Origin of the sequence: Streptomyces sp. NPDC052299 (genome assembly GCF_040679335.1) — a bacterium.
GTDB lineage: Bacteria > Actinomycetota > Actinomycetes > Streptomycetales > Streptomycetaceae > Streptomyces.
Map to the genome: position 1 here is coordinate 21,560 of NZ_JBFAUP010000028.1, position 26,162 is coordinate 47,721.

Sequence of the window (26,162 nt, forward strand, 5' to 3'; positions counted from 1 at the left end):
CGCTACCGCCCAGGCGCCTGGAACGTCACCTCCGGATTCCCCGGCGTCGGACCGGCCAGCAGACGCTGCGGCACGCCCTTGAGGTGGAGGTCGAAGAAGGCGGCGACGTAGTCGCGGGTGATGTCGCCGGAGCGGTCGGCGGGCAGCGGGGCCGAGGGGTCGGTGATGCCCAACTCGGCTCCGAGCAGCGGCAGGTCGGTGAAGGTGAAGTGACCGGCCCCGGCGACCGTGAGCCACCTCTTCCAGCCGTCGAGCCGCGCCCAGTCGCGGTCCCACGTGGTGTCGAAGGTGCCGCCGGACGCGTGGTCGGCATCGGTGCCGAGCATCATGAACGGCCGGCCTCCGAGCCCTGCGGCCGGGACCGGGTCGAAGAAGGTCCCGTCCATGTTCACGCCCGCGCGCACGCGCCGGTCGGCGGCCATCGTGGAGGCGGCGGAGTCTCCGCCGATGGAGTGCCCGGCCATGCCGATGCGCCGCTTGTCGATCATCGAGGCGTACCGCCAGGCGGGGTGACCGCCCGTCAGCCGGTCCAGCAGGAACGGGATGTCCTTCGCCCGGCCCCGCGCGACCTCCGCATACCCCTCGTAACCGGCCCGCTCCACGTAGTCGCAGGCGGCGCAGGGCAGGACGCGCCCGCCCGGGAAGACGGTGGCGAGGGACTCGTGGGCGTGATCCACGGCCGCGACGACGTACCCCCGGGAGGCCAGGTCCGCCGCGAGGGACGTCAGCGTGAAGCGGCTCTGCCCGAACCCGGGCGAGAGCACGACGAGCGGGAACCGCCCGCGCGCGGGGGCTGCACCGGTCCGCGCGTACGTCTCGGTGGCCCCGATCACCTCGGGCGCGACGACTCCACCCAACCCCGCGTCCTCCAGGAGCAGTTCCGCCTCCTTCACGCTCATGTACGGGGCACGCGCCCCGGTCCCGGCCCGCGCCGGATAGAACACGGACACCAGCAGCTCACGCGCCCCCGCCTCCGGCACGTACGGGTCGGCGCGCCCGGTGTCCCGCAGGTGCACGGTGTCCTCGCCCACGGCGTACGGCCCGGACGGCGCGGGCAGCCGCAACTGCTGGGCGGGGGCGGTGAGCGCGGGGCCGATACCGGCGTGCGTCGGGGTGGCGGCGACGGCCGGGAGCGCGGCCGTCGCCCCCAGGGCGAGGACGAGGAGCGAGGCGGCCAGGGCACGGTGACGAGTTCTCATGTCCCGAACGCTAAGCCGGGGCCCGATGCCCCAACGTCCGCCCGGGGTCCGCGATTTGGTACCTCCCCGGTCGCATGGTCGGGGCGCGTGTCGTACTACGGGCTGACCCGCCCCGCGTAATACGCACGCAGCGCAGCCTCGCTGCCGGAGCCCAGGGCGGTCATGATGCGCTGGTAGCGCGCCGAGCGGAGGTCGCCGGCGACGAGGACGCGGGGGTGCTGGTCGGAGGGCGCGCAGTAGCCGTCCGCGCCCCGGACCAGGTCGCCCGGCGGGGCGGCGGGGGCGCTGCCGAGGCTGAGGAAGACGGCGTCCGCGGCGAGTGTGCGCCGCAGGTTGTCGGGGGCGGTCACCTCCGCCGCCCCCGAGAGCGTCAGGTGGTCGACGGGGACGAGCGTGACCCGGGGGTCGTCGCGGATCTCTTCCGTCTTGTACGCGTCGGCCGCCGGGTACGCCACGAGCAGGCGGGTGTTCGTGTCCGGGTGGGCGCGCAGGAAGGTCCCGATCGGGCGGTCGCCGCCGAGCACGAGGAGGGTCCGGCCCTCCTCCGCTCCGGCCTGCCACAGCGGCGGGAGGGTGAGCCCGTCCGGTGCGGTGATCCAGGGGACGTCGCGCGGCTGGAGCGGCCCGACGCCGGTGGCGACGACGGCGTACGGGGCGATGAGGCGGGCTCCCGTGTCGAGTGTGGCGGTCACATGGTCGCCCGCGGCGCGCAACTCGGTGACGTGGCAACCGAGTTCGACGCGGCACAGCTCCGTGCCCAGGACCTCCGCCGTGATGGCGTCGGCGAGTGCCGGGCCGCTGGTGTGGCCGCCGAGCACGTTGTCGAGGGCGGGGACGCGGTAGAGGTTCCGGCACAGCCGGTCCGGCTCGACCAGCACCGTACGCAGGCCGACCCCGGCGGCCATCCGGACGGCGGCGCAGCCGGCGGGGCCGCCGCCGATGACGAGCAGGTCGGTGTCGTACGGGGTGTCGGCCATGGGGCCATTCCAGCAAATCTTCCGGCATGGGGCTGCCCCCACCCCCGATACGGATGATCACCTCATCGCGTCCGCCCGGGCCCGTCGGACATCGTGAGGTCACACGGAGGACGACCTCGCGGCGGTGGTGCCGCGCGACGGAGGAGACCCATGAACAAGCACAAACGGACGCTGTCCGGCGCGCTCGCCCTGGCCGTGGCGTTCGGCGTGGCGGCGGGCATGCAGTCGGCTGGTACGGCCGCAGCCTCGGAACGCCCGGCCGAACCGCTCCCCGGCATCCTGCACCGGCTGACCACCGTCGACGGCGCCCCCGGGGCGCTGGTCGAAGCGCGCGGCCGGAACGGTGCCACGGTGCTGACCAGCGGCGTCGCGGACGTCGTCAGCGGGGAGCCGGTCCGCGGAGACAGCCGCTTCCGGATCGGCAGCATGACCAAGCCCTTCGTGGCCACGGTGGTGCTCCAACTGGTCGGCGAGCACCGCATCGCCCTCGACGCACCGGTGGAGCGGTACCTTCCGGACGTCGTCCGCGACCACCCCGGCGACTGGCGGGGCGTCACCGTACGACGGCTGCTCCAGCACACCAGCGGCCTGCCCGACTACCTCGACTTCCTCAGCCCGCAGGACATCCTGACGGACCCGCTCGCCCATCGCGAAGCCCGCGACCTGGTGGACCTGGCGCTCGACCGGCCCCGCACGTTCCGGCCCGGGCACGGGTGGGACTACTCCAACACGAACTACCTGCTGGCCGGGATGGTCATCGAGAAGGTGACGGGCCGTCCGTACGGGGAGGAGATCCGCCGCCGCATCATCCAGCCGCTCGGCCTGACGGCGACCATCGTGCCCGGCGACGACCCGGCGATACCCGGCGCGCATCCGCGCGGGTACGTACGCCCGGGCAAGGACGCACCGCTGATGGACGCCACCGCGGTCAATCCGTCGGTCGCGGGCGCCTCCGGCGAGATGATCTCCAGCGCCTCCGACCTCAACCGGTTCCTGGACGCGCTCGTGGGCGGCCGGCTGCTGGAACCGGCGCAGCTCAGGGAGATGATGAAGGCCCGCCCGGTGGGCGACGGCCGGGCGTACGGGCTGGGCCTGGAGCGCCGGTGGCTGCCCTGCGGCGGCTCCTACTGGGGCCACGGCGGCGACATCTTCGGCTTCCAGACCGCCGGCGGCGCCACCGTGGACGGCCGGCAGACCTCGGTCATGGCGAACCTCGACCCGGGCGGCACGGACGCCCAGGACGACGACATCCAGAACGCCGTGGAGGCGGGGCTGTGCGCGGCGCGGAAGTGAGGGCGCCCGGCGGGCGGACCCCGTAGCCTGCTCCGTATGCCCGGAATCACCTCACCCGCGCCCCGCGACGACACCCCCGAGGACTCCCGGCGGGAGCTGCTGCGGCGGACGTTCGACGAGGACGCGGAGCTGTACGACCGAGCCCGGCCCGGCTATCCGGGGGCGCTCTACGACGACCTCGCGGACCTCGCCGGGGCGCGGCACGGCAGCCGTGTCCTGGAGGTGGGCTGCGGGACCGGGCAGGCCACGGTTCCGCTGGCCCGACGGGGCTGCCGGATCACGGCCGTCGAGGCGGGTCCGAGCATGGCCGCGGTCGCCCGGCGCAATCTGGCCGGGGCGGCGGACGTGGAGGTGGTGACGGCCGCGTTCGAGGACTGGCCGCTGCCCGCTGAGCCGTACGACACGGTGCTCGTCGTCACCGCGTTCCACTGGATCGACCCGGCGGTGCGCGTGCCCAAGGCGGCCGACGCGCTGCGGCCGGGCGGGGCGCTCGCCGTGGTGCGCACCCAGCATGTGCAAGGCGGCACCGAGGAGTTCTTCGTGGAGGTCCAGCGCTGCTACGAACGCTTCGACCCGGAGACGAAACCCGGGACGCGGCCTCCCACCGCCGCCGAGGTCGGCAACGCGGACCATGCGGAGGAGGTGGCGCGCAGTGGCCGCTTCGGCCCGACGGTCTTCCGCCGCTACGAGCACGACGTCACGTACACCACGGCACAGTACGTGGACGTGCTGCGCACGTACTCCGGGCACCGGGCGCTCCCGGAGGCCGCCAGGCGCGGGCTGCTGGACGCCATCGCGGAGCTGATCGACGGCCGGTACGGGGGCCGGGTGACGAAGCGCTACCTGATCGAGCTGGGCGTCTCACGCAGGCGGTGACAGCTAGCCGTTCACGCCCGCGATGCCCCAGCCCCGGCGGGCGGCCTCGGCCAGGACCTCGCCCCAGTTGGTCAGGAGCCGCACGAAGGCGTCGAAGTCCCTGAATTGGGACGCCACTTCGGGCTCCCCGAAGGGCTCGCGGAGCTCATCGAGCCGGGGCCGGACGCGCTCCCAGGTCGCGAGCGATTCCCGTACGCCCTCCGGGGACTTCGCGACCAACAGACCGGAGCCCCCGGAAAAGAAGTCGTGGCCTTCGTCCGGCTTCTCGTCGTCGAAGTCCGGTCCGTCCCAGATCAGCCCGCCGAGCAGCGCGTCCAGCTCCGCCTGCAGGCCCGCGTCGATGTGGTCGCGGGCCTTCTCCCACGCCTGCCCCGCCCAGAAGTGCGGCTTGTACGAGCCGAGGGTGCCCGGGAACTCGTACACGCCGAACAACGCGCTGTGCGGCCCGCGCGGCCACTCCCACCCGTACGTCACCGACGTGGCGTCCCACAACCCGGTCGCCTCGTCGTACCAGGCCTCCCGCAGCCGCTCAAGCCGCTCGGCGGGCGGGACCTCGGCCAGCCAGGACCAGTCGGCGATGAGTGCGGTGATGTCGACGCCCATGGCACGACCCTACGCACCCTCCGGAAAGGAGGTCACATGCTGCCGCCGCCACTGGTGTCCTGGTCGTACCGCCGGCTGTCGGGGAAGTACTCGACCGGATGGGCCGGATCGAGCTCGACGAGCAGGTCGCCGTCCTCGTCGGTGTGCACGATCACCCGCGTCCCGGGAACGGGGATCATGTGCGCCCACGTGTTCACCCGCACAGTGACGGTGCGCTCGCCTCCGGTGCTGTTGTCCCGGTAGCGGACCGGGACGTCGCCACCGCCGCTCCATGCCTGGGGATCGGGGAGCGCCGCGATCACTCCCGGGTGTGCTGGGCCGGCAGAGCGGAGACGCAGGATGCGCAGGACGTCCTTCCGCGCGCGACGTACGCCGCGCGCGGCAAAGAACCCTGTGACAGCGCAAAAGAACGCGGAGAGCGCAGCCACCGGCCGGACGCCGTCCGCCCTGCCCAGCGCGGAAGGCACCGTGAGGCCCAGTGCGCACCCGCCGAGCAGACCGGCCAGCAGCAGGAGGTTGCGCGGTCGCTCACGCATGATCCGGTACATGCCCTCGACGTAGATGCCGGAGGCCCAGAGCAGCGCGAATCCCGCCGCCGGTAGTACGAGAGCCAGCCACCACCAGGATGCACCGGGTGACGCTCCTCGCGAACCGGAGACCACCAGCCAGACGCCCACCGCCACGAGCGCGACGCTCACGACGAGCCCCAGCACGTAGAGCCGGAAACGCCACGTGAGGGGCTTGAGCACCACACCGGCCGGCACCACGGTGACGTTCCCGCCCCGCTCACCGCGGGTGGTGAACACCGGCCGGTCCTCAAGCCAGGGCCACTCGTCCTCCGACTGAGCCATGGGCACCTCCGATCGTCCTCATTCCCGGGACCGCGAGCGCCGGGGCCGGAGGATCACTTCGCTGCCGATCGGAGTGAATCCGCAGGCCAGGAAGGCGCGGAGCGAGCGGGCGTTGCCCGGGGACACGGCGGCGAAGAGCGGTGCGCCCGCCGGGACGAGCGTGAGGGCGTCCGCGAGCAGGCCGCGTCCGTGGCCGTGGCTGCCGTGCTCGGGGGCGTGCAGTTCGATGCTCAGTTCGCGCCGTCCGGCAAGGCCGTCCGCCAGCGTGATCAGCCCTCGCTCGTCGCCGTAGACCTTGATGCCGGTCCTCAGTTCGCGGGCGTGCCGGACGCGCGGGTGATCGTGTGCCTCATCCCCGAGTTCGGCCAGTCGCGGCGTTCCGCCGGTGCCGCGGGTCGTCAGGGTGGCGTCGGTGACGCCGACCGTCCCGTCGGGGCCCGCGAGGTGGCGCAGGAAGTCGGGCGCCAGCGAGGCACCGAAGCCGTCGGGCCCCAGGGCGAGCACGCCCGCGGGGTCCAGGGCGGTGGCGATCACCGCGTGCCCCGTGAAGGCGACCGATGCCTCCAGGCCGCCGGGCAGCGGCGGCAGCACCGTCACGCCGCCGTCACAGGGCAGGAAGCGACCGTGGGCGGCGTCGGTGAAGTGGGCCAGGAGCGGGTGGGGCTCAGGCATGGCCGGCCACCCGGGAGGTGAGGAAGTCCAGCAGAACGGCGTTGAAGGATTCGGGCTGTTCGGCGCCCGGCAGGTGGCCGGCGTTGTCGATGACGGCCGTCGTCGCGTGTGGGACGAGGGCGCGGATCGCCTCGGCGTCCGCAACGGGGGTGTAGACGTCGTCCGCGCCGACGACGATCAGCACCGGCACGCGGACCGCCTCCAGCGTGTCCCGGTAGTCGGGGCGTTCGGCCCGTCCGCGCAGGGCTGCGGCCGCGCCGTGGGGGTCCGTGGCGCGCATCATGCCCAGGACGCGGTCGGCGACCGCGGGCATCGCGGTGACGTTGTACGCGGCGAGCATCTTGTCGATCACCTCGCTCGCGTACCCGTCCATCCCCTCGGCGAGGAGCCGGTCGGCCAGGCGGTTGCGGAACGCTTTGCCCTCGTCGGTCTCGGCGGGAGCGGAGGTGTCGGACAGGACCAGCGCCCGCACCCGGTGCGGATGACTGCGTTGGAGCTCCATGGCTATCTGACCGCCCATCGAGACGCCACCGACCACGGCCCGTTCGATACCCAGGTGGTCGAGGAGCGCGGCCAGGTCGTCGGCGAAGTCGGAGAGAAACACCTTGCCCCGGGTGACGCTGCTGTGGCCGTACCCACGCAGATCAGGAGTAACGGCCCGGTATCCGGTCTCGGCCAGCGCCTTGGCCTGCGGTGCCCACAGGGTGCGGTTGAACGGGTGACCGTGGATCAACAGGACCGGCAGCCCCGTCGAAGGCCCGACGTCGTCGTAGTGGAAGGTGGCACCGCGCAGCTCCATGGCGTTCATGCCGGGCACCTTAGCCGGGTGATCAACGGGGGCGCGGAGTGTTTTGCGCCGCAGGAGAGCCTGACATGCGCGTACGTACCGCACTCATGACCACCGCGGCGTTCCGTCTCCTCGCCGCACAGCGGCGAACCCGGACCCGGCCGCCGCCGGGACGAGCACGGGACTGCCGCCGTGGGCGATGCCCGCCGCCCTGATCGGAGGGGTGATCGCCGCACTCGCCCTCGGCCGGCACACCCGAAGGGGCCGGCGTCCCGCACTACGAACCGTCAGGCGGACGCTCCGCTGTCGATGACCAGGTCGGTGCCGACCACCGCGCCGGCCGCGGGCGAGGCAAGGTAGAGCACCGCGGCCGCCACCTCTTCGGCCTCTGCCACCCGGCCGAGCGGAGTCGCCGACTTCATCCGCTCGGTACGCCCGGCCTCCGTCTCACCGGGCAACAGCGACATGGACGTGGCAGCGGGACCCGGGCTGACGGCGTTGATGCGGATGCCCTGGTGGATGTGGTCGAGAGCGGCGGCACGGGTCAGCGCGGAGACCGCTGCCTTCGAAGTGATGTAGGCAGCGACGTTGGGAATCCGCCGGTGCGCGCCGAGATTGGAGGAGATGTTGACGATGGCACCGCCGCCGTTCTCCTTCATGTGCGCGATTTCGTGCTTCATGGCCAGCCAGACGCCGGTGACGTTGGTGCGAAGGACCGCGTCCCAGTCCTCCTCACTGACCTCACCGACTGGTCCGGCGCCACGGAGTATCCCCGCGTTGTTGACGGCGATGTCCAGTCGGCCGAAGCGGGTGACGCTCTCGCGCACCAGGTTCTGGAGGCGGCCGGAGTCGGTGACATCGACGGTGACGGCTGTGGCGGTGCTGCCGGTTGCCTCGATGAGGCCAACAGTCTCGTCCAAGGTGGTCGCGGTGCGTCCTGCGGCGACCACGGACGCGCCCTCGGCAGCGAAGGCGAGCGCAATGGCCCGGCCGAGGCCGGAGCCCGCACCGGTGACGAGGACGGTCTTGCCGGTGAAGCGGTTCATTTCGGTGACTCCCCTGAGTAATGGATCACTTGATGCAGTGGTTCAGAAGGGCGGTGAGAGCAAGAACAGCTCCCGCTGCGGTACGGGACCAGGCGTCGCTGCCGAGCGTGAGCAGGACGGCGAAGCAGCATCCTCGGCGTGAGGGCGAGTGCGACGACCGCCTCTACCAGAGGTACAGCGAAGGCCCAACGCCAGGAAAAGAGAGCGGAGATGACGCCGGAAAGCAGCAGCCCGGCGAATGTCAGGCCGCAGGCGGCGCTGAGCAGGATCAGGTCGGCGCGTTCCAGGCCGAATTCGCGCCCAATGGCGAGCAGCGGTACGGCGATCGCGGCGAGGGTGAAGATCAGCGTGATCTGGACGCTGCCGAGGAGAGCGAAGGCGTAGCGGTGCTGCGAGGTGGCGACGCGGGGTGCGGCGGCAGCGGTCATGTCTCCCCCTGATATTTGACCGATCGGTCCATTATTTGGGCGCACGAAAGAGAGCCCGATGGCTCCGGCGGGCGTGATTCAGTCCAGCAGAGTCAGCGCCTGCTCGGCCGCGTCCCGCACCCGGGCGGGATCGTTCGACGCCTTGCCCACGACCCTTACGCCCTGGAGCAGGACGAGCAGCATGCGGGCCAGTGCGCGTGGATCGCGGTCCTCGGGCAGCTCGCCCTGGACTTGGGCCCGCACGAGCGCGGAGTGCAACGGGGACTCAAGGCACTCCCAGCTGCTCTCGACCCGGCGGGCCGCGGCAGGGTCGTGCGGGGCCAGCTCGGCCGCGGTATTGGTGACGAAACAACCGTTCAGCCGCCCTTCGGGGGAGGCGGCCTCCTCGGCGAATCGGCGCACCACCGCCCGCACCGCGGGCAGCGCGGGGCCCGACCGGGAAAGCTCGGCCAGGAGGAGCGGGTCACGCATCTCGGCGTACCTGTCCATGGCCTTCAGATACAGCTCACGCTTGCCACCGAAGGTCGCATAGAGGCTGGCGCGGCCGATGCCGAGGTGCTCGACGAGGTCCGCCACCGACGTCGCTTCGTAGCCGCGCCGCCAGAACAACTCAAGGGCTGACTGCAGCGCGGCGTCCGGGTCGAATTCCTTGGTCCTGGCCACGTCGAAAACCATATGCGTATCTGGAACGATCGGTCAAATAACCAGCGCCGGGTAGGGCCACGCGCAGCGGGCCGCCGTCGGGGCGTACGGACGCGCTCGCACGCTCGACCGCACGCGACAGTTCGCGCGCGCGGGGCAGGAACGCCCGGAGCCGGGGCAGCACGGTGATCACCTGTCCGCCGGCAAGATCAGCAATGATTTCGGATGTGTATTATCCAGAACATGCAGATGAGCGAAGGCGTCGAATGGGCGCTGCACAGCTGTCTCAACCTGGCCTGGGCCGAGGAGGGGACGGCGGTCAAGGCGACCCAGCTCGCCGCGTTCTACGAGCTGCCCACCGCTTACTTGAACAAGCAGCTCCAGGCCCTGGTCCGGGCCGGCATCCTCACCTCGGCCACCGGGCCGCGCGGCGGCTTCCGGCTCGCGCGCGACCCGCGCGACATCGCGCTGCTCGACGTGGTGACCGCGATCGAGGGGGCCCAGGAAGCCTTCCGCTGCCAGGAAATCCTCAAGAAGGGGCCGGGAGGCCGTGCGACCGTCGACTATCGCAAGGCGTGCATCGTCTCCCAGGCCATGCGCCGGGCCGAGATCGCCTGGCGCCGGGAGCTCGCCGCTCAGACACTCGCGGACCTCAAGGTGCAGGTAGAGAGCAAGCAGCCCCGCACCCCGGAGATGACCCGGCAGCGGATCGCGAACCTCTAGCCTCCGCCCCCGCGAGAGGCGGGGAGCGAAGCACGCTCAAATCCTGCCTATCAATTGTCTTAAATATGGAGGATCAGATGCAGGCGCGGATGGAGAACGTCTACCGGCTCGCAGCCGGCGGCTACCAGGCGCTGGCCGCGATGGAACAGTTCCTGCGGGACAGCTGCGTCCCCCAGCACATTCTGGAACTCGTCCGACTGCGCGCCGGTCAGATCAACGGATGCGCAACCTGCGTGGATCTGCACGCGCACCGGGCCCAGCAGGCAGGCGAAAACAACGAGCGGCTCTGGACGGTGGCGGCCTGGCGCGAGGCCCCGTTCTTCACCGACCAGGAACGAGCGGCCCTCGCACTGACCGAAGCCGTCACGCGCATCGCCGACAACCCCGACGGCGTGCCCGATGAGATTTGGGACCAGGCCGCCGAGCACTTCGACGAACCAAGCCTCGCAGCCTTGGTGATGGCCATCGCCTCGGCCAACGCGTGGAACCGCATCAACGTCACCACCCGCCGGATCGCCGGGGCCCACCGCTGAACCCGCACAGGCGGGACTGAAGCAACGGTGGCCCCTCTCCTCGGCGGAGAAGGGCCACCGCTCTCCGCCGAGGCGGATCAGCCGCTGACGTCAGCGGTGAAGGCGGCCCACGCCGCCTCCGAGACCTTCAGACCGGGAATGGCGGTGTCCTTGGAGTCCCGGATACGGACCATGGCATCGGCGCCGGGCAGGGCGACCTCGACGCAGGCCCCGCCGGAGTCATTGCTGTACGAGGACTTGAACCACGCGGGCTCGGCGGACATGTCGGGGTTCAGGGCGTGTGTATTGATGGCTATTTCCACTCTCGTGCTAGTTGTTGCAGAAACCCGGCTGTGTGCGCCGGAGGCAGGGCGCTGTCGCGCATCGCATCGAAGCGGCGGATGTTGCGCTGCACATCGAACCGCTCATCGGTGACACTGATCGTGTTCCACATGTCGACCTGCACCACCGGGTCGAGTGCCCCCGCGAAGTCGAGCAGGATGAAGTTGCTCTCCGAGCGGTAGGTGACCACGTCGTGCGTCAGGATCTGGATGGTCACGTTGTCCAGCCCGCCGAGATCCGCGATCTCCTTGTACTGACCGAGCATGACTTCCTGGCTGCCGACCATCCGCCGGACGGCCGTCTCGTCCATGATGACGCGGAGCTCCAGAGGGTCTTCGGAGCGGGTGATCAGCTCCTTCCGTTCGAGACGGAGCCTCACGTTCTGATCGATGTACTCGCTGGTGGTCTCATCGACCGGCTTCGCCGTCTGGTAGAGCGCCCTCGCGTACGCCTCCGTCTGGAACAGCCCGAAGACGAAGCTGGGCTGGAAGGCCCGCATCACCGTGGCGTCCTGCTCAAGGCCCCGGTACGTCGGCATCTTTGACGGCATGAACGCCTTGTACGGGGTCCAGGGCTCCTTGCTCAGCGACTCCCGGTGCAGTTGGAGCAGCGTCTCCAGGTCCTCCTTGGGGAGGTCCGGCTCCAGGAAGTCGATGAGCGCCTCCAGATCACCCACCCGTGGCAGGTCGTTCTCACCGATTTCGACTCGTGCGAGCTTGCTGTGCGAGAACTTCAGCTCGCCCGCCACGTCCTGAAGGGTGAGCCCCTTCTTCTCCCGGAGCTTCCTCAGCTCCTTGCCGAGCTCTCTCCGCCGGAACGTAGCTCCGCGCTTCGCTGCCACTGGTGCCCTCTCCCTGTTGGTACTCGTCGCGCACTGTGCCCGACCTCGGCAGGGGGCGTGTACCGAGTGTCCCACCCCGTACCCCCCTTTGAACAAGGCCCTGTTGGGGGTGGGGCATGTGCCAATTCCCCGGATGAGGCCAACGCGCTTGCACAGTAACTCTCGTGTGCGTCACGGTAGTCGCATCGGCACTTGCAGTGACTGTGAAGTGCGGAAACTCGCTTTTCTGTGCGAGAGGCTCCCTCCTCCCGCTCCACCCTCGCGCCCCCACGGAGGACTGCCCATGGCTCTCGCGAAAGCGCACCGCGCACCGGCACCGGCCCGGTCCGGGCGCCCTGAAACGACCGAAGCGATCATCGGCGCCATGGAAGTCAGCATCGCTCGTTCCACCCCTCCGGGCCGGGCGACGCTCACGGAGAGCGACCGGCGGTGGCCCGGTCGGCTGCGTCTCATCGCCCGGTCCTACCTCCGGCTGTGGGCACTGGAGCGTCTGACGGACAGCGTCGAACTTCTGATCACCGAGTTGGTGACGAACGCGCTGCGGTACGGCCGCGCGGACTCGATCGGGGTGCGGGTGCTCCGTACCGAGCGAGCCGTCCGCATCGAGGTGGCGGACGGAACCGCCGTGGTCCCCACCGTGCGCCGGGCTTCCGCCTCCGACGAGTGCGGACGGGGCCTCTTCCTCGTCGAGGCGGTCGCGGACGACTGGGGAGTCGGCGACGGCGGGGCGGTCGTCTGGTGTGCGCTCTCCCTCACCGAAGAGGCCCGCGCATGAAGCCTGTTGTGCCGGAGCCGGTCCGCGAGTCGCCCGTACTGCAGGAGTGGCTGATCGATCTGCCGCCGACCAGCAGCGCCGGTGGCCTGGCCCGCATCCACACGCGTACTTGTCTGACCGTGCTCGGCTGGGACGGCAGCATCGGCGCCGCTACGGAGATCACGGACCGGCTCGTCCGCAACGCGCTCGTCCACGGGTGCCTCCGCGCGGGGCACGTCATGGACATCCGCCTGCGCCTCGCACTCACCGAGAAGCGTCAACTGATCATCGACGTCAGCGACTCCCACCCCGCGTTCCCCGACTTCGGCGCAGCCGTACGCGGACTGCGGGGGCGCGGCCTGTGGGAGGTCCACCGCCTGGGCGGCAGCGTCTCCTGGTTCCTCCCGCACCACGCGAACGGCAAGACCGTACGCGCCCTGCTCAACCCGATCCCGTCCGAGTGAATGGAGAAGACCGTGGCAACCGCTGGACAGAGCGAAGCGTTCCCCCTCACCCCTCCCGGAGGCCGTATCCCTTACAGCGCGGAGGTGCCTTCCGGCCCCCGGACCCGGCCGTGGGCGTTGCGGTTCGCCCGCGTGCCCGACGCGACCGGGGCGGTCCGTGTCCCGGCCCATTTCTACGACCACGAGCATCAGGTCAACCTGTCGTACGACGGGGGTCTGCTGACGTGCGTGGCCAACACCCACTCGCCGACCGTCCCCGACGGCTCGACCACCAACCCGCCGCCCCTGGACGAGGGGCCGAAGGACTGATGGCGGCACCTGTCCTCGTCGTCGCCGCCGACGACGACTGGCCCACGGACCGGGTCGTCACCGAGCTACGGCGGCGCGGCGCCGAGGTCTTCCGCATGGACACCGCGGACTTCCCGCAGCGGCTCTCGCTGACCGGGACGATCGACCAGGAGGCGGATTGGGCGGGCGGGCTGTCCACCGAGCACCGAGCGGTGGACCTGGCGCGGGTCGGCGCGGTGTACTACCGCGCCCCCGGAGCGTTCCGCTTTCCCGGCGGGCTCTCCGGCCCCGAGGAGAGGTTCGCCGCGTCCCAGGCACGGGCCGGGCTCGGCGGCATTCTCTCCTCGCTGAAGTGCCGGTGGATGAACCACCCGGCCTCCATGGCACGCGCCGAGTACAAGCCCGTTCAGCTCGCGGAGGCACGTAACTGCGGGTTACTCGTTCCCCCCACGCTGATCACGAACCGGCCGCAGGACGTGCTCGACTTCGCCGACGCGGTGGGTGATGTGGTGTGCAAGCCGATCGCCTCTCCGGTACTGATCGAGGACGGGCTGCTCAAGTCGGTGTACACCAAGCACCTGAAGCGCGCCGATCTTCACGACCTGCGGGGCGTCGACACCACGGCGCACCTGTTCCAGGGCTGGGTCGACAAGAAGCACGAGGTTCGGCTCACCGTGGTCGGCGACCGGATGTTCGCGGCGGCCATCCACGCCGAGAGCGATGCGGCCCGCGAGGACTGGCGCAGCGACTACGGCTCCCTGACCTACTCGCGCACCTCGGTGCCGACCCCGGTGGCCGTCGGAATGCGGCTCCTCATGCGCCGGCTCGGACTGCGGTACGGGGCGGCGGACTTCGTCGTTGGACCGGGTGGCGGGTGGACGTTCCTTGAGGTCAACCCGTGCGGCCAATGGGACTGGATCCAGGGTGCGACCGACCTGCCCATCGCCGAGGCCATCGCACACGATCTCGAAGGAGCGACCTGATGGACTGGAAGCCGTACGCCGCAGCTCTGGCGGCCGACGTGGCGCACCCGGGGTCCGGCTGGTGGGAGCCGGTGCGGGGGACGCCCCGGCATGTGCTGGTCGAGCGGTGGTTCGAGCCCGGCGGAGGCGGGTGGCAGGCCGTCGACGGCCCAGGGGACGAGGAGGGCTGGGCGGGCGCCGCGTACGCGAACCGCACGCTGGTCACCCAGGTGGGGGCCGCGCACGCGGACCGGGCCGCCCCGGAGCAGGTCGTGACCGGGCACCCCACGTCGTCCTCGACCGCGCCCGGGCTCGTCGTCTCGATGCTGAGGCACGGCCGCCTGATGCCCGGTCACCGGCTGCTGGACCTGGCCACCGGGTCCGGGTACAGCGCGGCGTTGGCCTGCCACCGGCTGGGCGACGACCGGCTGGTGACGACGTTGGACGTCGATCCGTACCTGACCCGGGCGGCGGCCGAACGGCTCGACCGGATCGGCCGGCACCCGGTGGTCGTGACGGCCGACGGGACCGGCGAGCTGCCCGGCGCCTTCGACCGGATCGTCTCCATGGTGTCCGTTCCCCGCATCCCCGCGTCCTGGCTGGCGGCCCTCGCGCCCGGCGGCCGCCTCGTCACGACCATCACGGGCACCGGCCTGATCATCACGGCCGACAAGACGGAGGACGGCGGTGCGCGCGGCCGGGTCGAGTGGGACCGAGCGGCGTTCATGGCCACGCGTACAGGTGCCGCGTATCCGCCCCCGCTGAACGAACTCTTCGTCAGCAGCGCCGAGGAGGAAGGCGAGACGAGCGTGTCGCCGTTTCCGGTGCTCGACGTCATGCGGGCATGGGAGGTGTGGTCGATGCTGACCCTGCTCGCCCCGGGCATCGAGCACCGCACCGGCACGGGCCCCGGCGGCAGCCGCATGGCGTGGATGCTCCACCCGGACGGCTCCTGGGCCCGCGCCACCACCCGCCCCGGCGACCGCACCGCCACCGTCCACCAGGGCGGCCCGCGCCGCCTGTACGACCTGCTCGACGGGGTGCGGTGGCGGTGGATCGAGGAGGGCGAGCTGCCGGTGTACGGGGCGGAGGTCACCGTCACCCCGGAGGGTGAGACGACATTGAGGCGTGGCGGGTGGACGGCGGTGTTGCAGTAGCGCCAGGGCGTGGCGCTACAGGTCGATCCGTCCGGTCAGCCGCCAGTCGAGGTACGTGGCCAGGTCGGGGGCCACCCAGGTGCGGCTGTCGTTCTCGTGGTCCCAGACGAAGACGTCGGGGCGGTCGATCGTGGCGAGAAGCGCGAACAGGTCGCCGTTGCCCGCGTCCGCGAAGAAGAGGAGCGGGGCGAACGGCATGTAGAGAGCGGAGAACTCGGAGTCCTCGCGGAGGCTCCGATTCGTGGAGGCCACGTTCTCGGCCGACCAGACGAGGCCGTCGCCGTACTCGTCCTCGATGCCGTCGGTCTCCCGTAGGAGGGCGACGAGGTCTGCGGGCAGCGGATGCCCGAGAACCGTGGCGCAGTGGGCCAACGACGGCTCGGACGCGGAGGGCCGGAGGACTGCCGTACGAGGTAGTGCTGTGACGACTTCGGTCCACACCGCGGATTCGCCTTCCATGGGCTCGGTCCCACCACGATACGACGGTGCGGTGCGCCACTCGACGCCGCCGATACAGGTTGCACAACCCCCGCGTTCACCGCCCCTCCACCCACCCCGGCACCCAGCTCCCCTCCGCCCCCCACTCCCCCGCCGCCCCCAGGTACGTCCGCAGCGCCCCCAGCCCCGGGTGCGGGTTGTCGCGGTGCCAGAGGAGGGAGTGGGGGTAGACCGGGGTCGGGTCGGTGACCGGGATGCGGCGCAAGTCGTGGCCCGCGGGCCAGATGAGGCGGGAGTGTTCGCCCATGAACGTGGCCAGGGACGGGGTGTCCGCGATGGTGTCGAGCAGGACGTCCGAGCCGAAGTTCGGGCCCGTCGCCTCGATCGTGAGGGCGAATTCCGCGACCAGGTCGTCGTAGTAGGCGCCCCACTCCGTGCCGGGGGCGACGCCCGGCATCCAGATGCGGTGGCCCACCAGGTCCGCGAGGGTCACCGAGGGGGCGTCGGCCAGGGTGTGGGCGGGGCCGGTGAGGAGCTGGAGGGGTTCGTCCAGGACGCGGGCGGACGCGATGTCGTCGGGGAGGGGGTGGCCGGGGGCGGCCACCGCGCGGAAGGTCGCGTCGAGTTCGCCCGAGCGGAGCGCGGCGACGGCCGTGTCCATGCTGACCAGCATCATCACGTCGAGGGCGATCCCGGGATGCGCGCGGTGGAAGGCGCGCATCAGGCTCGACTGCGCGGTGCGGGACGCGATCACGTCGACGCGGAGCGGCCGGCTGCCGGGGCGTACGGACGCGCTCGCGCGCTCGGCCGCGCGCAGCAGTTCGCGGGCGTGGGGCAGGAACGCCCGGCCGTCGATGGTGAGCTCGGCGCCGCGCGGGGCGCGCGTGAACAGCCGCACGCCGAGGGCCTGCTCCAGCGCGGCGATCCGCTTCGAGACGGCCTGCTGGGTGACCGAGAGGTCGGCCGCGGCCTTCTGGAAGCCACCCGCTTCCGCGACGGCGACGAAGGTGCGCACTGCTTGGAGGTCCACGAGGAGGGAGCCTACTGATCGTTGCGGCACGCGCTGCCCGGACCATGCCCGGGCCGACTGTGGGCCGCGTACCGGCGTGCTGAAACGATCAGCAGGACGCGTCGCCGGTGGAATCCTGATCAGGGGTGTTGACCCTGACACCGTGTGAGGCCCTGCACTGGAGTCGTCATGTTGACCATCGGAGAATTCGCCAAATACGGCCAGGTGTCGATCCGGATGCTGCGGCATTACGACGCCCTCGGCCTGCTGCACCCGCAGCGCACCGACCCGGCAAGCGGCTACCGCTATTACGGTGCCGGTCAGCTCGCCCGTCTCAACCGCATCGTCGCGCTCAAGGAACTCGGCTTCACCCTGGAACAGGTCGGCATCATCGTCGACGAGCAGGTGAGCGCCGATGAGCTGCGCGGCATGCTCCGGCTGCGCCGGGCGGAGCTGGAGACGGAGAGGGCGGCCGCGCAGGCACGCCTGGGCCAGGTGGAGGCGAGACTCCGGACGATCGAGAGTGAGGGACGGATGTCCGCGAACGACGTGGTGATCAAGAGCCTGCCCGGCCAGTGGGTGGCGGAGCTGTCGGCGACCGCCGGGAGCTGGGAGCCGAAGCACATCGGGCCCGTGGTCGGTCCGCTCTTCGAGCGGCTGTGCCGGCTGACGGACGCCGCTGGGGTGCGGCCGGTCGGACCGGGCGTGGCCTACTACGAGGACGCCCCCGAGGGCGGCGGCGCGATCACGGTGCACGCCGCCCTGCCCGTCGACCGGGACGCGGTGCCCGAGGGCCACGAGTTCGCCCTCGTCCTTCTGCCGGGGGCGGACGAGGCCGCCACCATCGTGCACCGAGGACCGATGGACGACGTGCTGGCCACCGAGCAGCTGCTGGTCCGCTGGCTCGAGGACAACGACCGCGGGCAGGTGGGCTACCCCCGTGAGGTCTCGCTGTCCTGCCCGCCGGACGACCGCTCCCAGTGGGTCACGGAGCTGCAGGCGGTGCTGAGTCGATAGCCCGCCCCATCCGGTTGGCGCACAACTCTTGGTTGTGCACCAACCGGCATGTGGTTGTTTGACCTGGGATTCTCGTACGCGGTTAGCTCTCGCCCGTCCCTTTTCGGTTGTCCGGGTGAGGTGTAGTGGGCAGAAGAGCGCTGGGTCGGCCGTTCGGCCTGCTGTGGGCCGCCTACGCGGTGAGCGCGTACGGGTCGGGGCTCGGGTTCGGGGCGCTGCCGCTGCTCGCCGTGCTCGTGCTGGACGCCGGGCCCGCCCAGGTGTCCGCGCTGTCGGCGGTCGGGCCGGCCGTGGGGGCGCTGATCGCGGTGCCGCTCGCGCCGTGGGTGGAGTTCCGGCGCAAGCGGCCCGTCATGATCGGGATGGACCTGGTCCGGTTCGCGGCGATGGCGTCCATCCCGGTCGCGTACGCCTTCGGGCTGCTCGGGTTCGTCCAGCTGCTGGTGGTGTCGGCGGTGATCGCCGCGGCGAAGATCGCGTTCGGCGCGGCGAGCGGCGCGTATCTGAAGTCGCTCGTCCGCCAGGAGGACCTGCTCGTCGCCAACGCCCGGTTCGAGTCCACGAACTGGAGCTCCATCGCGGTCGGCCCGCCGCTCGGCGGCGCGGCGATCGGGGTCTTCGGGCCCGTCACCACCGTGGTGGCCGACGCGCTCAGCTATCTGCTCTCCGCGCTCGGCATCACCGCGATCCGGGGCAAGGAGGAGGCGCCACACCCCAAGGAGGGGAGCTCGCTCACGGCAGGCGCGCTGCTGGCCGGGTGGCGGCACATCCTCGGCCACCCCGTGCTGCGCGCGCTCTACGTCAACCAGCTCCTCGTCGGCGGTCTCATCATGGCCACCGAACCCCTGCTGGCCGTGCTGCTGCTGCGCCGGCTCGGGTTTCCGCCCTGGCAGTACGGTCTCGCCTTCGCCGCTCCGTGTCTCGGCGGGCTCATCGGCTCGCGGCTGGCCCGCCGGGTCGTCGCCCGCTACGGCCGCGACCGGGTCTTCCGCACCGTGGGCACCCTGCGCGCGGTGTGGCTGATCGGGCTGGTGTTCGTACGGCCGGGTGTCGTCGGGCTCGTCACGGTGATGACCGTCGAGCTGGCCATCATCGTCAACATGAGCCTGTACGGGCCGGTGCTCTCCACGTACCGGCTGGAGCACACGCCCAAGCACCTCGTCGCCCGCACGCTCACCGCCTGGTCGATCGGGCAGCAGGCGACCATCGCCGTGCTCACCGCGCTCGCCGGGCTGCTCGCCGACGTCACCGGGCCGCGCACGGCCCTCGGGGTCGCCGGGGTGCTCATCCTGGGCACCCCGTTCCTGCTCCCCCGGCGGGGGCGGGCGCCCCGGCCGGCCCTCGATCCCCATCGGACGCGAGGGGTCGGAACGGGCTGACCGGGCGCGGGGGATCGTCTCCCCGCGCCCCGCCGGGCCGACTGCTACGGCATCTTCGGCGCGATGACCGAGAACGCCCCGCCCTGCGGATCGGCCAGGACCGCCATGCGGCCGGCGACCATGTCGAAGGCGGGGGCCAGGACCGCGCCGCCGGCGCGGACCGCGGCCGCCTGGATGTCGTCCACGCTGTCCACGGCGAAGTACGGCTGCCAGTGCGGGGACACGCCCGGCGGCACCTTGCTCATGTCCATCATGCCGCCCACCGAACGCCCGTCGACCTGGAACTCGAAGTAGCCGTCGGCGCCCTCCATCTCGGAGGGGGTCGCCGTCACCGGCAGGGCGGCGGAGTAGAACGCGGACGCCGCGTCCGGGTCGGGGGTGGTCAGCTCGCTCCAGACCAGCGCGCCGTGTTCGTTGACGATGCCCGCGCCGCCAAAGGTGCCGGGCTGCCACAGGCCGAAGACCGCGCCCGCCGGGTCGGCGACGACGGCCATGCGGCCGAGGTCCATGACGTCCATCGGAGGGACGACGACCGTGCCGCCCGCGTCGGTGACGGACGTGATCGCGGCGTCGACGGCGTCGATCGACAGATACGTCGTCCACGCCGTCGGCGGCATCGGGTCCGGCACCGTGCCGTCCGGGTTCATCGCCTTCATGATCCCGGCGACCGGCTTGCCCTTAAGGGTGCAGACGGAGTAGCCGCCCTGCTCCGGCGGGCCCACCTCGCCCTGCCAGCCGAAGAGGTCGCAGTAGAAGTCGATGGCCGCCTGCTGGTCGGGGACCATCAGGTCGATCCAGCACGGGGTGCCGGGCCGGTAGGGGTCGTTCATTTCGGGCACGGGTGCCTCCGGGAGGCTGTCGGGGACGGACGGGCCCTCCTTACCCGGACCCCGCGCGAGCGGAATCGACCCGTACGGGTGACAGGCCGTTCAGTACCAGGGCCGCGCGTCCGGAGCGGGCAGCGGGCGCAGGGCCGGCCAGCGTTCCAGCAGACGGGTGGCCAGGGCGGAGGCGAGGCGGCCCAGGGCGTGCAGGTGGTCGTGGTCGCGGGTCAGGTCGGCGACCACGCCCAGGCGGTGCACGAGGCGTTCGCGGGCGGAGACGTACCCCCACTCGAAGTCCTCGGCGGGCACCCGGGCGAGCTGGTCGGCCGTCCCCCGCCGCGCCCGTTCGACCAGCGCGTCGCCCCGGATCAGCCAGCCCGCGCACGCGTCGGCGAGGTCGCCCGGCACGTCCCGGCCCGTGAGGTCGCGCCAGGTGGACCGGTAGACGGCCTCCACCTCGGTGAGCGGGGCTGCCGTGACCGACAGGGCGCACCAGCAGGTAGGGAAGCCGATGCGGAAGTACGCGAGCTCCACGAGGCCGTTGCCGAGGGCGGCCCCCTCGAAGTCCACGAAGCGGACGCCTTCGGCGGTGCGCAGGTCGTTGCCCGGGCAGGGGTCGCCGTGGAGCAGGGCGTGGTGCCCGGTGGGGTCGAGCCGTGCCAGGAGCCCGGCGAGTTCGTCCGGGACCGCGGCCGGTACGGGCACGTCGAGCGCCCGGGCGAGGGCCAGGAAGGACTCCGCGTCGGCGGCCGTGGGGCCCGACCAGGCGGGAAGCGCGCCCGCGTCGGCGGGCCCGGTCAGCGCGTGCAGCCGGGCCAGCGCCTCGGCGTAGCCCGGCATCCAGTCCTCGGTCCGGCCGAGGTCGTCCACGTACTCCAGGAGCATGACCCGGGCGGCCGGGTCCGCGGCGAGCAGCGCGGGGGCCACGGTGCCCCGTCCCGCGAGGCGCAGCCCGGCGGTCTCCCGGGCGAAGCGCGCGTCCGCGTCGGCGGTGGTGTCCCCGTCGTCGGTGATCTGCTTGACGATCACGGGCCGCCCGTCAGCCGCCCGCACCCGCCACACCCGCGACCGAGGGCTGCTGTCCAGGGGCTCGGCCTGTGCGGGGATGCCGCCCATGGCGGTGAGCAGGGGGGCGGTCAGCGGAAGGGAATTCGGCATGGGGAGGAGCGTAGGCCCTGCTCAGGCATCCCGGGACCGCTTTTCGACGAGCGCCGCGACCCCGTCCAGCAGCCGTTCGAGGCCGAAGGAGAAGAGCGTGTCGAGTTCGAGGTCGAACCCCTCGTCGCCGAAGAGCGTGGACAGGGTCGGGTAGGAGCCGGTGATCTGGATCGTCTCCATGCGGGTCTCGTGGGTGGCCAGCCACTCCTCGGGTGTCATCCCGGTTTCCTGCAACGCCCGGGACTCCTGCTCAACGGCCGCCGCGATGCCCTGGGCGTAACCGAGGAGAGCCAGGTGGACGTGGATCGTCTGGGTCGGCGTCAGGCCCAGGCCCTTCAGGGCGCTGAGGATCCGTTCGGTGTAGCGCATCGCGTGCGGCGAGGCCGTCGGGCGGGTCAGGGAGGACAGGACGTGCGCCATCCACGGGTGGCGCACGTACAGGCTCCACAGCCACCGCATCTCCTGCTCCAGTCGTGCCCTCCAGCCGGACGGGCGCGGACCCGGTGGTTCGCCCTCGATCACCGTCTCCGACATCAGGCGTACGAGTTCGCCCTTGCTCGGGACGTGGCGGTAGAGCGCCATGGTGGACACCCCGAAGTCGGTGGCGATCCGGCGCATGGAGAGGGCGGGGAGCCCTTCGACGTCGGCGAGGGTGATCGCGGCGCGCACGATGCCGTCGCGGGTGAGGCCGTGCGCCGGGGTCGCGGTCCGGGTGCGTCCGGTCTCGGCGACCACGGTGCCGACGCCGGGGACCGCGCGCACCAGGCCCTCCTGGTTCAGGGCGGTGAGCGCCTTCGTCGCCGTCGCCATGGCGACCCCCCACTCCTGGGTGATGCGCCGGGTGGAGGGGACGAGGTCTCCGGGCGCGAGCTCGCCGGAGGTGATGCGGCGTCGGATGTCCGCGGCGATGCGGAGATAGGGCGGTTCCTTGGGCACCACGGCACTGTACTAGTGCGGTAGTGCACCGAACAGGCCGCCGCACCTAGGCAGGAGAGGGGGTGCACTAGGCAGCCGCTTGCGGTGTACGCGCCGGTCTCGCTTTTCTGCGCTGCATGGAGAACAACACGCCCCGTGCCGGGCGCAAGGAGTGGACCGCCCTCGCCGTCCTGATGCTCCCCCTGGCCCTCGTTTCGATGGACGTCTCGGTCCTGTACTTCGCGATCCCCTACATCAGTCAGGATCTGGAGCCCAGCGCGACGCAGCAGTTGTGGGTCCTCGACATGTACGGTTTCGTGCTCGCCGGGCTGCTCGTCCCGATGGGCGCGCTCGGTGACCGGCTCGGACGGCGCAGGCTGGTGCTCGTGGGAGCGGCCGTCTTCGCTCTCGCCTCGGCCGCCGCCGCGTACGCGCACACCGCCGAACTGCTCATCGCCGTGCGGGCGTTGCTCGGTGTCGGCGGTGCCGCGCTGATGCCGTCGACCCTCGGCGTGATCCGCAACCTCTTCCACGACGACCGGCAGCGCGGCCGGGCGGTGGGCCTGTGGACCGCCGTCATGACGACGGGCATCTCGCTCGGCCCCGTCGTCAGCGGTCTGCTGCTGGAGCACTTCTGGTGGGGCTCGGTCTTCCTGATCAACGTGCCCGCGATGGCGCTGCTGCTCGTCCTGGTGCCGTTCCTGGTGCCGGAGTCCCGGCCGACGAGGAGCGCGCGCTTCGACGTGCTGAGCGCGGCGCTGTCCCTCGGGGCGGTGCTCCTGGTCATCCACGGCATCAAGGAGTGGACCCGGCACGGCTACGAACCGCTGCCCGCGCTCGCCGTCGCCGCGGGGCTGGTGCTCGGTGCCGTGTTCGTGCGCAGGCAGAGCCGTATCCCGCACCCGATGGTGGACCTCGGCCTGCTCGGCCGGCGGGCCTTCGGCGGGCCGGTGCTCGCCAACCTCCTCGCGATGTTCGCCACGGTCGGGATGGCCGTCTTCCTCACCCAGTACCTGCAGTCGGTCCTCGGTCTGAGCCCGTTCCGCGCCGCGCTGTGGAGCCTGGTGCCGGCCGCCGGGGTGTCGGTCGCCGCTCCGGCCGGGGCGGTCCTCGCGCAACGGGTCGACCGGGCGTATGTGATGGGCGGCGGATTCCTCGTATCCGCGTGCGGGTTCCTCTGGCTGTCGCAGGTCCGGACGGACTCGGCGCTGTGGTTCACCCTCACCGGTGCCTCCCTGTACGCGGGCGGCCTGGTGGCCGCGATGACGCTGGCCAACGAACTCGCCCTGGGGGCGGCCCCGCCGGAGCGCGCCGACTCGGCGGCGGCGGTGCTGGAGTCGGGCCAGGAGCTGGGCGGATCCCTGGGCATGGCGATCCTGGGGTCGGTCGGGGCGGCGGCCTACACCGGTGACATGGCGGACGCGCTGCCCACCGGCGTGCCGCAGGCCGATGCCGTACGCGAGACGCTGGGCGGGGCCATGGCCGTGGCGGCGCAGCTGCCGCGCGCGTCGGCCGACGCGGTGCTGACGGCCGCGCGCGACGCCTTCACGCACGGGATGAACGTCGCGGCCTTCGGCGCGGCAGCTGTCATGGCCGGGGCCGGTCTGCTGTCGCTCACCCGGCTGCGGGGGGCGGGGAGGACGGCGGTCACCCGGGACGAACGCGAGCCGGCGAAGGTGGAGTAGGGGTCACGGTCACCCTCGTCCGGGCTGTGGAGGAGGGCCGCCGGGGTCCGGCCGGCGCGTCGGAGCAGGCGTGGCATCGGCTGGCTGGAGGTTGGCCGAGGTGAACGGCTTCGGGGTGGTGCACGAAGCCGCCGCGGCGTCGAGCAGCCGGCGCCCCACGCCCCGGCGCCGGGCCTCGGGGCCCCTCAGGAGGGTGACGAAGCCCTGCTCGAAGAACGGGCACTCCGGCACGCGGTACCCGAGCGGCGGCCCGGACGCCGCGTCCCGTTCAGCCGGCCCCGCTTCCGGCCGCGAGGTCCTGGGTCTGGATCCAGGTGATCTCCGGCCGGACCCTCGGCAGCCCCCAGAACTCCAGGTTGCCGCCCGCCAGATCGGCCAGGAACTGCACCGCTCCCCCGGTGTAGTGCCACCAGCCCCCGTTGCGTGAGGCGACGGTCACCGTCCAGGCCGAGGGGCCGGCCGGGTCCGTGGTCCACAGGAAGTAGTCGCCCTGGTAGGAGGACGCCCAGGGCAGCAGGCCGCCGGGGGCGGGATACGGGTGCAGGGGGACGTCCAGGTCGGCGTCCTCGCACCACTCGGCCAGGGTCTCCAGGTCGTCGGTGTCCTCGGCCCAGGCCGTTTCGCCGCCCGGGGCGGGGCCGCCCACGTGCAGGAAGTCGCTCAGCACGAACGTCGGGTAGCGGTCGCGCAGGAGCTTGTAGTCGGCGGGCAGGGCCGCCCCCAGGGCGGCTTCAAGGCGGGACCAGTCGACGCCCGGCGGGGACGGCAGGCGGTGCGCCGTGAGCGCGGGCAGCACGCGTTCGAGTTCCGCGACCGCCTCGGCGGGGTCGGTGAGGCGGCGGGCCGGGGTCTGTGTGCCGACGAGATCATCCACCCGCGCAGGGTGTCACAAATGGCACCCCGTCCTCGCGGGCCCCCCGTACTCTGGTCCTTGACCTTCCTGTTGCATTCCCTTTGCGCAGAGGAGAGTTGACTTGCGCAAGCACCGCCGTACCGGCAGAAGCTGAAGGGTCAGGCAATGGAGATCGCACTCACGCTCGCGCTCATCGCGGCCACCGTGACGACGGGGCTGGTCAGCGGGCTGTTCTACGGCTTCGCCATCTCCGTGATGCCGGCGCTGCGCGGTGCGGGGGACCGTACGTTCATCGATGTGATGCAGCGGGTCAACGTGGCCATCCTCAACGGGTGGTTCGTGCTCGGCTACATCGGGGCCCTCGTGTTCACCGGGCTCGCGGTCGGGCTCCAGTTCGGCGGCGGGGACCGGGACGCGCTGGTGCCGACCGTCGCGGCGCTCGTCTGCTACATCGCGTCGATGGGGGTCACCAGCCGGCTGAACATCCCGCTGAACAACGCGCTGGAGGCGGCGGGCCCGGTGGACGGGATCGCGCGGCCCGAGGCGGTGCGGGCGGCGTTCGAAGGGGCCTGGGCGCGGGGGAACGTGCTGCGGACGCTGCTGTGCACCGCCGCCACCGGGCTGCTGTGCTGGGCCCTCGTCCTCAACGGCGGCAGCTGAACGCGCGGGAGGGCGGGTACGGGGCCCGTGCCCGTACCCGCCCTCCCCGAGCCGTCGGCTCAGCGGCCGACGGACAGCAGCGCCTCCGCGCGGCCGTGCAGCTTGGCGGCGTACGCCGCGCAGCCCAGGGCCGCCGTGTTGAGGAGCGTCCGGAAGATGTTGACGGTCTCCCAGGTTCCCTTGAACTTGTCGACCAGGGAGAAGTCGTGGATCTTGGCCGGGTTGCCGAGGTCGGCGAGCTGGTTGTTGAGCGGGATCTCGACGCCCATCGTCAGCATCAGGACGACGAGGTAGAGGACGGCGGCGAGACCGGCCCACAGCGCGATGGTCCTGCGTCCACGGCGGAACTCCAGGAACGCGGCGAGGCCCGCGGCGACGATGGCCCCCATGAAGATGAGCGCGAACAGGCCGTTGCCGTCGATCTCCGCGTTGAACTGCTGCATCGCGGTCACGTAGGTGCGGTCGTCGGTCTTGGCGAGGCCGGGCATGACCGAGACGTCGTAGGCGAAGAACAGGCCGGCCATGAGCCCGAGCGTGATCACCGAGATCATGTGCAGCCAGCCCGCGGCCTTGTTCGGGCGGTCCTCCCGCGGCGGCACGGGCGCTGCGGGCTGGCCCCACGGCTGCTGGTACGGCGCCTGCGCGCCGGTGGGGCCCTGCTGCTGCGGGTACGGATTGGGTGTCATCGGGTACGTCCTCGCTCTTGTCCGGTTCGTAAGTAGGGTGCCGAGGCGCGCTGTTGACGAGGATAGAGGTGCTTTTGCTCCCGCCGCGGGCGCGGAGGCCGCCCTGGACAGGATCACGAGC

General features: G+C 71.8%; 31 protein-coding genes. 13 read left to right on the forward strand and 18 right to left on the reverse strand.

Annotated features, from left to right (window positions below; translation table 11 throughout):
• Nucleotides 1-2 precede the first annotated feature (2 nt).
• A complete protein-coding gene (locus AB0L33_RS32235) occupies nucleotides 3-1,199 on the reverse strand; it encodes an alpha/beta hydrolase (RefSeq protein WP_365687054.1) in 1,197 nt (398 codons plus the stop codon).
• A 95-nt stretch (nucleotides 1,200-1,294) separates the two neighbouring features.
• Entirely contained in the window at nucleotides 1,295-2,176 is an 882-nt protein-coding gene (locus tag AB0L33_RS32240; RefSeq protein WP_365687056.1) for an FAD-dependent oxidoreductase, read from the reverse strand.
• A gap of 150 nt (nucleotides 2,177-2,326) precedes the next feature.
• Here AB0L33_RS32240 and AB0L33_RS32245 point away from each other — a divergent pair, with 150 nt between their 5' ends.
• Together AB0L33_RS32245 and AB0L33_RS32250 are read left to right on the forward strand one after the other, a co-directional pair.
• Entirely contained in the window at nucleotides 2,327-3,469 is a 1,143-nt protein-coding gene (locus AB0L33_RS32245) for a serine hydrolase domain-containing protein (protein WP_365687058.1), read from the forward strand.
• 36 nt (nucleotides 3,470-3,505) lie between these two features.
• Nucleotides 3,506-4,345, forward strand: a complete 840-nt coding sequence (locus AB0L33_RS32250) for a class I SAM-dependent methyltransferase (RefSeq protein WP_365687060.1) — start codon at nucleotides 3,506-3,508, stop codon at nucleotides 4,343-4,345.
• Between the two features lie 3 nt (nucleotides 4,346-4,348).
• Here AB0L33_RS32250 and AB0L33_RS32255 read toward each other — a convergent pair whose 3' ends face one another.
• The 7 genes from AB0L33_RS32255 to AB0L33_RS32285 all read right to left on the reverse strand — a co-directional run bounded on the left by AB0L33_RS32255 (nucleotide 4,349) and on the right by AB0L33_RS32285 (nucleotide 9,395).
• Nucleotides 4,349-4,948, reverse strand: a complete 600-nt coding sequence (locus AB0L33_RS32255) for a hypothetical protein (RefSeq protein ID WP_365687061.1) — start codon at nucleotides 4,946-4,948, stop codon at nucleotides 4,349-4,351.
• Between the two features lie 32 nt (nucleotides 4,949-4,980).
• Nucleotides 4,981-5,799: a hypothetical protein gene (locus AB0L33_RS32260; RefSeq protein ID WP_365687063.1), complete on the reverse strand. Its 819-nt coding sequence runs from the start codon at nucleotides 5,797-5,799 to the stop codon at nucleotides 4,981-4,983.
• An 18-nt stretch (nucleotides 5,800-5,817) separates the two neighbouring features.
• Nucleotides 5,818-6,471, reverse strand: coding sequence for a hypothetical protein (locus tag AB0L33_RS32265; protein WP_365687065.1), 654 nt, complete (start codon nucleotides 6,469-6,471; stop codon nucleotides 5,818-5,820).
• On the reverse strand, nucleotides 6,464-7,279 hold the full coding sequence (locus AB0L33_RS32270) for an alpha/beta fold hydrolase (protein ID WP_365687066.1): 816 nt from the start codon (nucleotides 7,277-7,279) through the stop codon (nucleotides 6,464-6,466). The genes AB0L33_RS32265 and AB0L33_RS32270 overlap by 8 nt, the downstream gene beginning before the upstream one ends.
• 266 nt (nucleotides 7,280-7,545) lie before the next feature.
• Nucleotides 7,546-8,304: a glucose 1-dehydrogenase gene (locus AB0L33_RS32275; RefSeq protein WP_365687068.1), complete on the reverse strand. Its 759-nt coding sequence runs from the start codon at nucleotides 8,302-8,304 to the stop codon at nucleotides 7,546-7,548.
• Nucleotides 8,301-8,732, reverse strand: a complete 432-nt coding sequence (locus tag AB0L33_RS32280; RefSeq protein WP_365687069.1) for a hypothetical protein — start codon at nucleotides 8,730-8,732, stop codon at nucleotides 8,301-8,303. The genes AB0L33_RS32275 and AB0L33_RS32280 overlap by 4 nt, the downstream gene beginning before the upstream one ends.
• 78 nt (nucleotides 8,733-8,810) lie before the next feature.
• Nucleotides 8,811-9,395 (reverse strand): helix-turn-helix domain-containing protein, encoded by a 585-nt coding sequence (locus AB0L33_RS32285; protein ID WP_365687070.1) that lies wholly within the window; start codon nucleotides 9,393-9,395, stop codon nucleotides 8,811-8,813.
• Between the two features lie 222 nt (nucleotides 9,396-9,617).
• On the opposite strand from AB0L33_RS32285, the gene AB0L33_RS32290 reads away from it, so the two are divergent.
• Together AB0L33_RS32290 and AB0L33_RS32295 are read left to right on the forward strand one after the other, a co-directional pair.
• On the forward strand, nucleotides 9,618-10,097 hold the full coding sequence (locus AB0L33_RS32290) for an Rrf2 family transcriptional regulator (protein WP_365687071.1): 480 nt from the start codon (nucleotides 9,618-9,620) through the stop codon (nucleotides 10,095-10,097).
• A gap of 65 nt (nucleotides 10,098-10,162) precedes the next feature.
• Complete coding sequence (locus tag AB0L33_RS32295) at nucleotides 10,163-10,630, forward strand: carboxymuconolactone decarboxylase family protein (protein ID WP_365687072.1); 468 nt, start codon at nucleotides 10,163-10,165, stop codon at nucleotides 10,628-10,630.
• A gap of 77 nt (nucleotides 10,631-10,707) precedes the next feature.
• Here AB0L33_RS32295 and AB0L33_RS32300 read toward each other — a convergent pair whose 3' ends face one another.
• Both AB0L33_RS32300 and AB0L33_RS32305 read right to left on the reverse strand, forming a co-directional pair.
• Nucleotides 10,708-10,893, reverse strand: coding sequence for a DUF397 domain-containing protein (locus tag AB0L33_RS32300; protein ID WP_365687073.1), 186 nt, complete (start codon nucleotides 10,891-10,893; stop codon nucleotides 10,708-10,710).
• 29 nt (nucleotides 10,894-10,922) lie between these two features.
• On the reverse strand, nucleotides 10,923-11,792 hold the full coding sequence (locus AB0L33_RS32305) for a helix-turn-helix transcriptional regulator (protein WP_365687074.1): 870 nt from the start codon (nucleotides 11,790-11,792) through the stop codon (nucleotides 10,923-10,925).
• A 364-nt stretch (nucleotides 11,793-12,156) separates the two neighbouring features.
• Between AB0L33_RS32305 and AB0L33_RS32310 the strand changes: the two genes are divergently transcribed.
• The 5 genes from AB0L33_RS32310 to AB0L33_RS32330 all read left to right on the forward strand — a co-directional run bounded on the left by AB0L33_RS32310 (nucleotide 12,157) and on the right by AB0L33_RS32330 (nucleotide 15,417).
• Complete coding sequence (locus AB0L33_RS32310) at nucleotides 12,157-12,567, forward strand: ATP-binding protein (protein ID WP_365687075.1); 411 nt, start codon at nucleotides 12,157-12,159, stop codon at nucleotides 12,565-12,567.
• Entirely contained in the window at nucleotides 12,564-13,010 is a 447-nt protein-coding gene (locus AB0L33_RS32315) for an ATP-binding protein (RefSeq protein ID WP_365687076.1), read from the forward strand. Before AB0L33_RS32310 ends, AB0L33_RS32315 begins: the two co-directional genes overlap by 4 nt.
• An 84-nt stretch (nucleotides 13,011-13,094) precedes the next feature.
• Nucleotides 13,095-13,319, forward strand: a complete 225-nt coding sequence (tgmA, locus tag AB0L33_RS32320; protein WP_365687077.1) for a putative ATP-grasp-modified RiPP — start codon at nucleotides 13,095-13,097, stop codon at nucleotides 13,317-13,319.
• Complete coding sequence (gene tgmB / locus AB0L33_RS32325; protein ID WP_365687079.1) at nucleotides 13,319-14,281, forward strand: ATP-grasp ribosomal peptide maturase; 963 nt, start codon at nucleotides 13,319-13,321, stop codon at nucleotides 14,279-14,281. Before tgmA ends, tgmB begins: the two co-directional genes overlap by 1 nt.
• The gene (locus AB0L33_RS32330) at nucleotides 14,281-15,417 is read left to right on the forward strand and encodes a protein-L-isoaspartate(D-aspartate) O-methyltransferase (RefSeq protein WP_365687080.1); all 1,137 of its coding nucleotides are present in this window, start codon (nucleotides 14,281-14,283) and stop codon (nucleotides 15,415-15,417) included. Before tgmB ends, AB0L33_RS32330 begins: the two co-directional genes overlap by 1 nt.
• 15 nt (nucleotides 15,418-15,432) lie before the next feature.
• Here the strand turns inward: AB0L33_RS32330 and AB0L33_RS32335 are convergent, their stop codons facing one another.
• Both AB0L33_RS32335 and AB0L33_RS32340 read right to left on the reverse strand, forming a co-directional pair.
• Complete coding sequence (locus tag AB0L33_RS32335) at nucleotides 15,433-15,876, reverse strand: SMI1/KNR4 family protein (protein WP_365687081.1); 444 nt, start codon at nucleotides 15,874-15,876, stop codon at nucleotides 15,433-15,435.
• A gap of 76 nt (nucleotides 15,877-15,952) precedes the next feature.
• Nucleotides 15,953-16,885 carry a LysR family transcriptional regulator gene (locus AB0L33_RS32340; RefSeq protein WP_365687082.1) on the reverse strand — a complete coding sequence of 311 codons (933 nt, stop codon included), beginning with the start codon at nucleotides 16,883-16,885 and terminating at the stop codon, nucleotides 15,953-15,955.
• A gap of 168 nt (nucleotides 16,886-17,053) precedes the next feature.
• Between AB0L33_RS32340 and AB0L33_RS32345 the strand changes: the two genes are divergently transcribed.
• Together AB0L33_RS32345 and AB0L33_RS32350 are read left to right on the forward strand one after the other, a co-directional pair.
• A complete protein-coding gene (locus AB0L33_RS32345; RefSeq protein ID WP_365687083.1) occupies nucleotides 17,054-17,881 on the forward strand; it encodes a MerR family transcriptional regulator in 828 nt (275 codons plus the stop codon).
• A 125-nt stretch (nucleotides 17,882-18,006) separates the two neighbouring features.
• A complete protein-coding gene (locus AB0L33_RS32350; protein ID WP_365687085.1) occupies nucleotides 18,007-19,260 on the forward strand; it encodes an MFS transporter in 1,254 nt (417 codons plus the stop codon).
• A 44-nt stretch (nucleotides 19,261-19,304) separates the two neighbouring features.
• Here the strand turns inward: AB0L33_RS32350 and AB0L33_RS32355 are convergent, their stop codons facing one another.
• The 3 genes from AB0L33_RS32355 to AB0L33_RS32365 all read right to left on the reverse strand — a co-directional run bounded on the left by AB0L33_RS32355 (nucleotide 19,305) and on the right by AB0L33_RS32365 (nucleotide 22,178).
• Nucleotides 19,305-20,090: a VOC family protein gene (locus tag AB0L33_RS32355; protein ID WP_365687137.1), complete on the reverse strand. Its 786-nt coding sequence runs from the start codon at nucleotides 20,088-20,090 to the stop codon at nucleotides 19,305-19,307.
• 99 nt (nucleotides 20,091-20,189) lie between these two features.
• A complete protein-coding gene (locus AB0L33_RS32360) occupies nucleotides 20,190-21,242 on the reverse strand; it encodes a phosphotransferase (RefSeq protein WP_365687087.1) in 1,053 nt (350 codons plus the stop codon).
• Nucleotides 21,243-21,263: 21 nt separating this feature from the next.
• Nucleotides 21,264-22,178 (reverse strand): GntR family transcriptional regulator, encoded by a 915-nt coding sequence (locus AB0L33_RS32365; protein ID WP_365687088.1) that lies wholly within the window; start codon nucleotides 22,176-22,178, stop codon nucleotides 21,264-21,266.
• A gap of 116 nt (nucleotides 22,179-22,294) precedes the next feature.
• On the opposite strand from AB0L33_RS32365, the gene AB0L33_RS32370 reads away from it, so the two are divergent.
• The gene (locus AB0L33_RS32370; protein ID WP_365687090.1) at nucleotides 22,295-23,842 is read left to right on the forward strand and encodes an MFS transporter; all 1,548 of its coding nucleotides are present in this window, start codon (nucleotides 22,295-22,297) and stop codon (nucleotides 23,840-23,842) included.
• Between the two features lie 268 nt (nucleotides 23,843-24,110).
• Here the strand turns inward: AB0L33_RS32370 and AB0L33_RS32375 are convergent, their stop codons facing one another.
• A complete protein-coding gene (locus tag AB0L33_RS32375) occupies nucleotides 24,111-24,716 on the reverse strand; it encodes an SMI1/KNR4 family protein (protein WP_365687091.1) in 606 nt (201 codons plus the stop codon).
• Nucleotides 24,717-24,860: 144 nt separating this feature from the next.
• On the opposite strand from AB0L33_RS32375, the gene AB0L33_RS32380 reads away from it, so the two are divergent.
• On the forward strand, nucleotides 24,861-25,355 hold the full coding sequence (locus tag AB0L33_RS32380) for a DUF1772 domain-containing protein (RefSeq protein WP_365687092.1): 495 nt from the start codon (nucleotides 24,861-24,863) through the stop codon (nucleotides 25,353-25,355).
• Between the two features lie 59 nt (nucleotides 25,356-25,414).
• Here the strand turns inward: AB0L33_RS32380 and AB0L33_RS32385 are convergent, their stop codons facing one another.
• Nucleotides 25,415-26,041 carry a DUF1772 domain-containing protein gene (locus AB0L33_RS32385; protein ID WP_365687093.1) on the reverse strand — a complete coding sequence of 209 codons (627 nt, stop codon included), beginning with the start codon at nucleotides 26,039-26,041 and terminating at the stop codon, nucleotides 25,415-25,417.
• Nucleotides 26,042-26,162 lie beyond the last annotated feature (121 nt).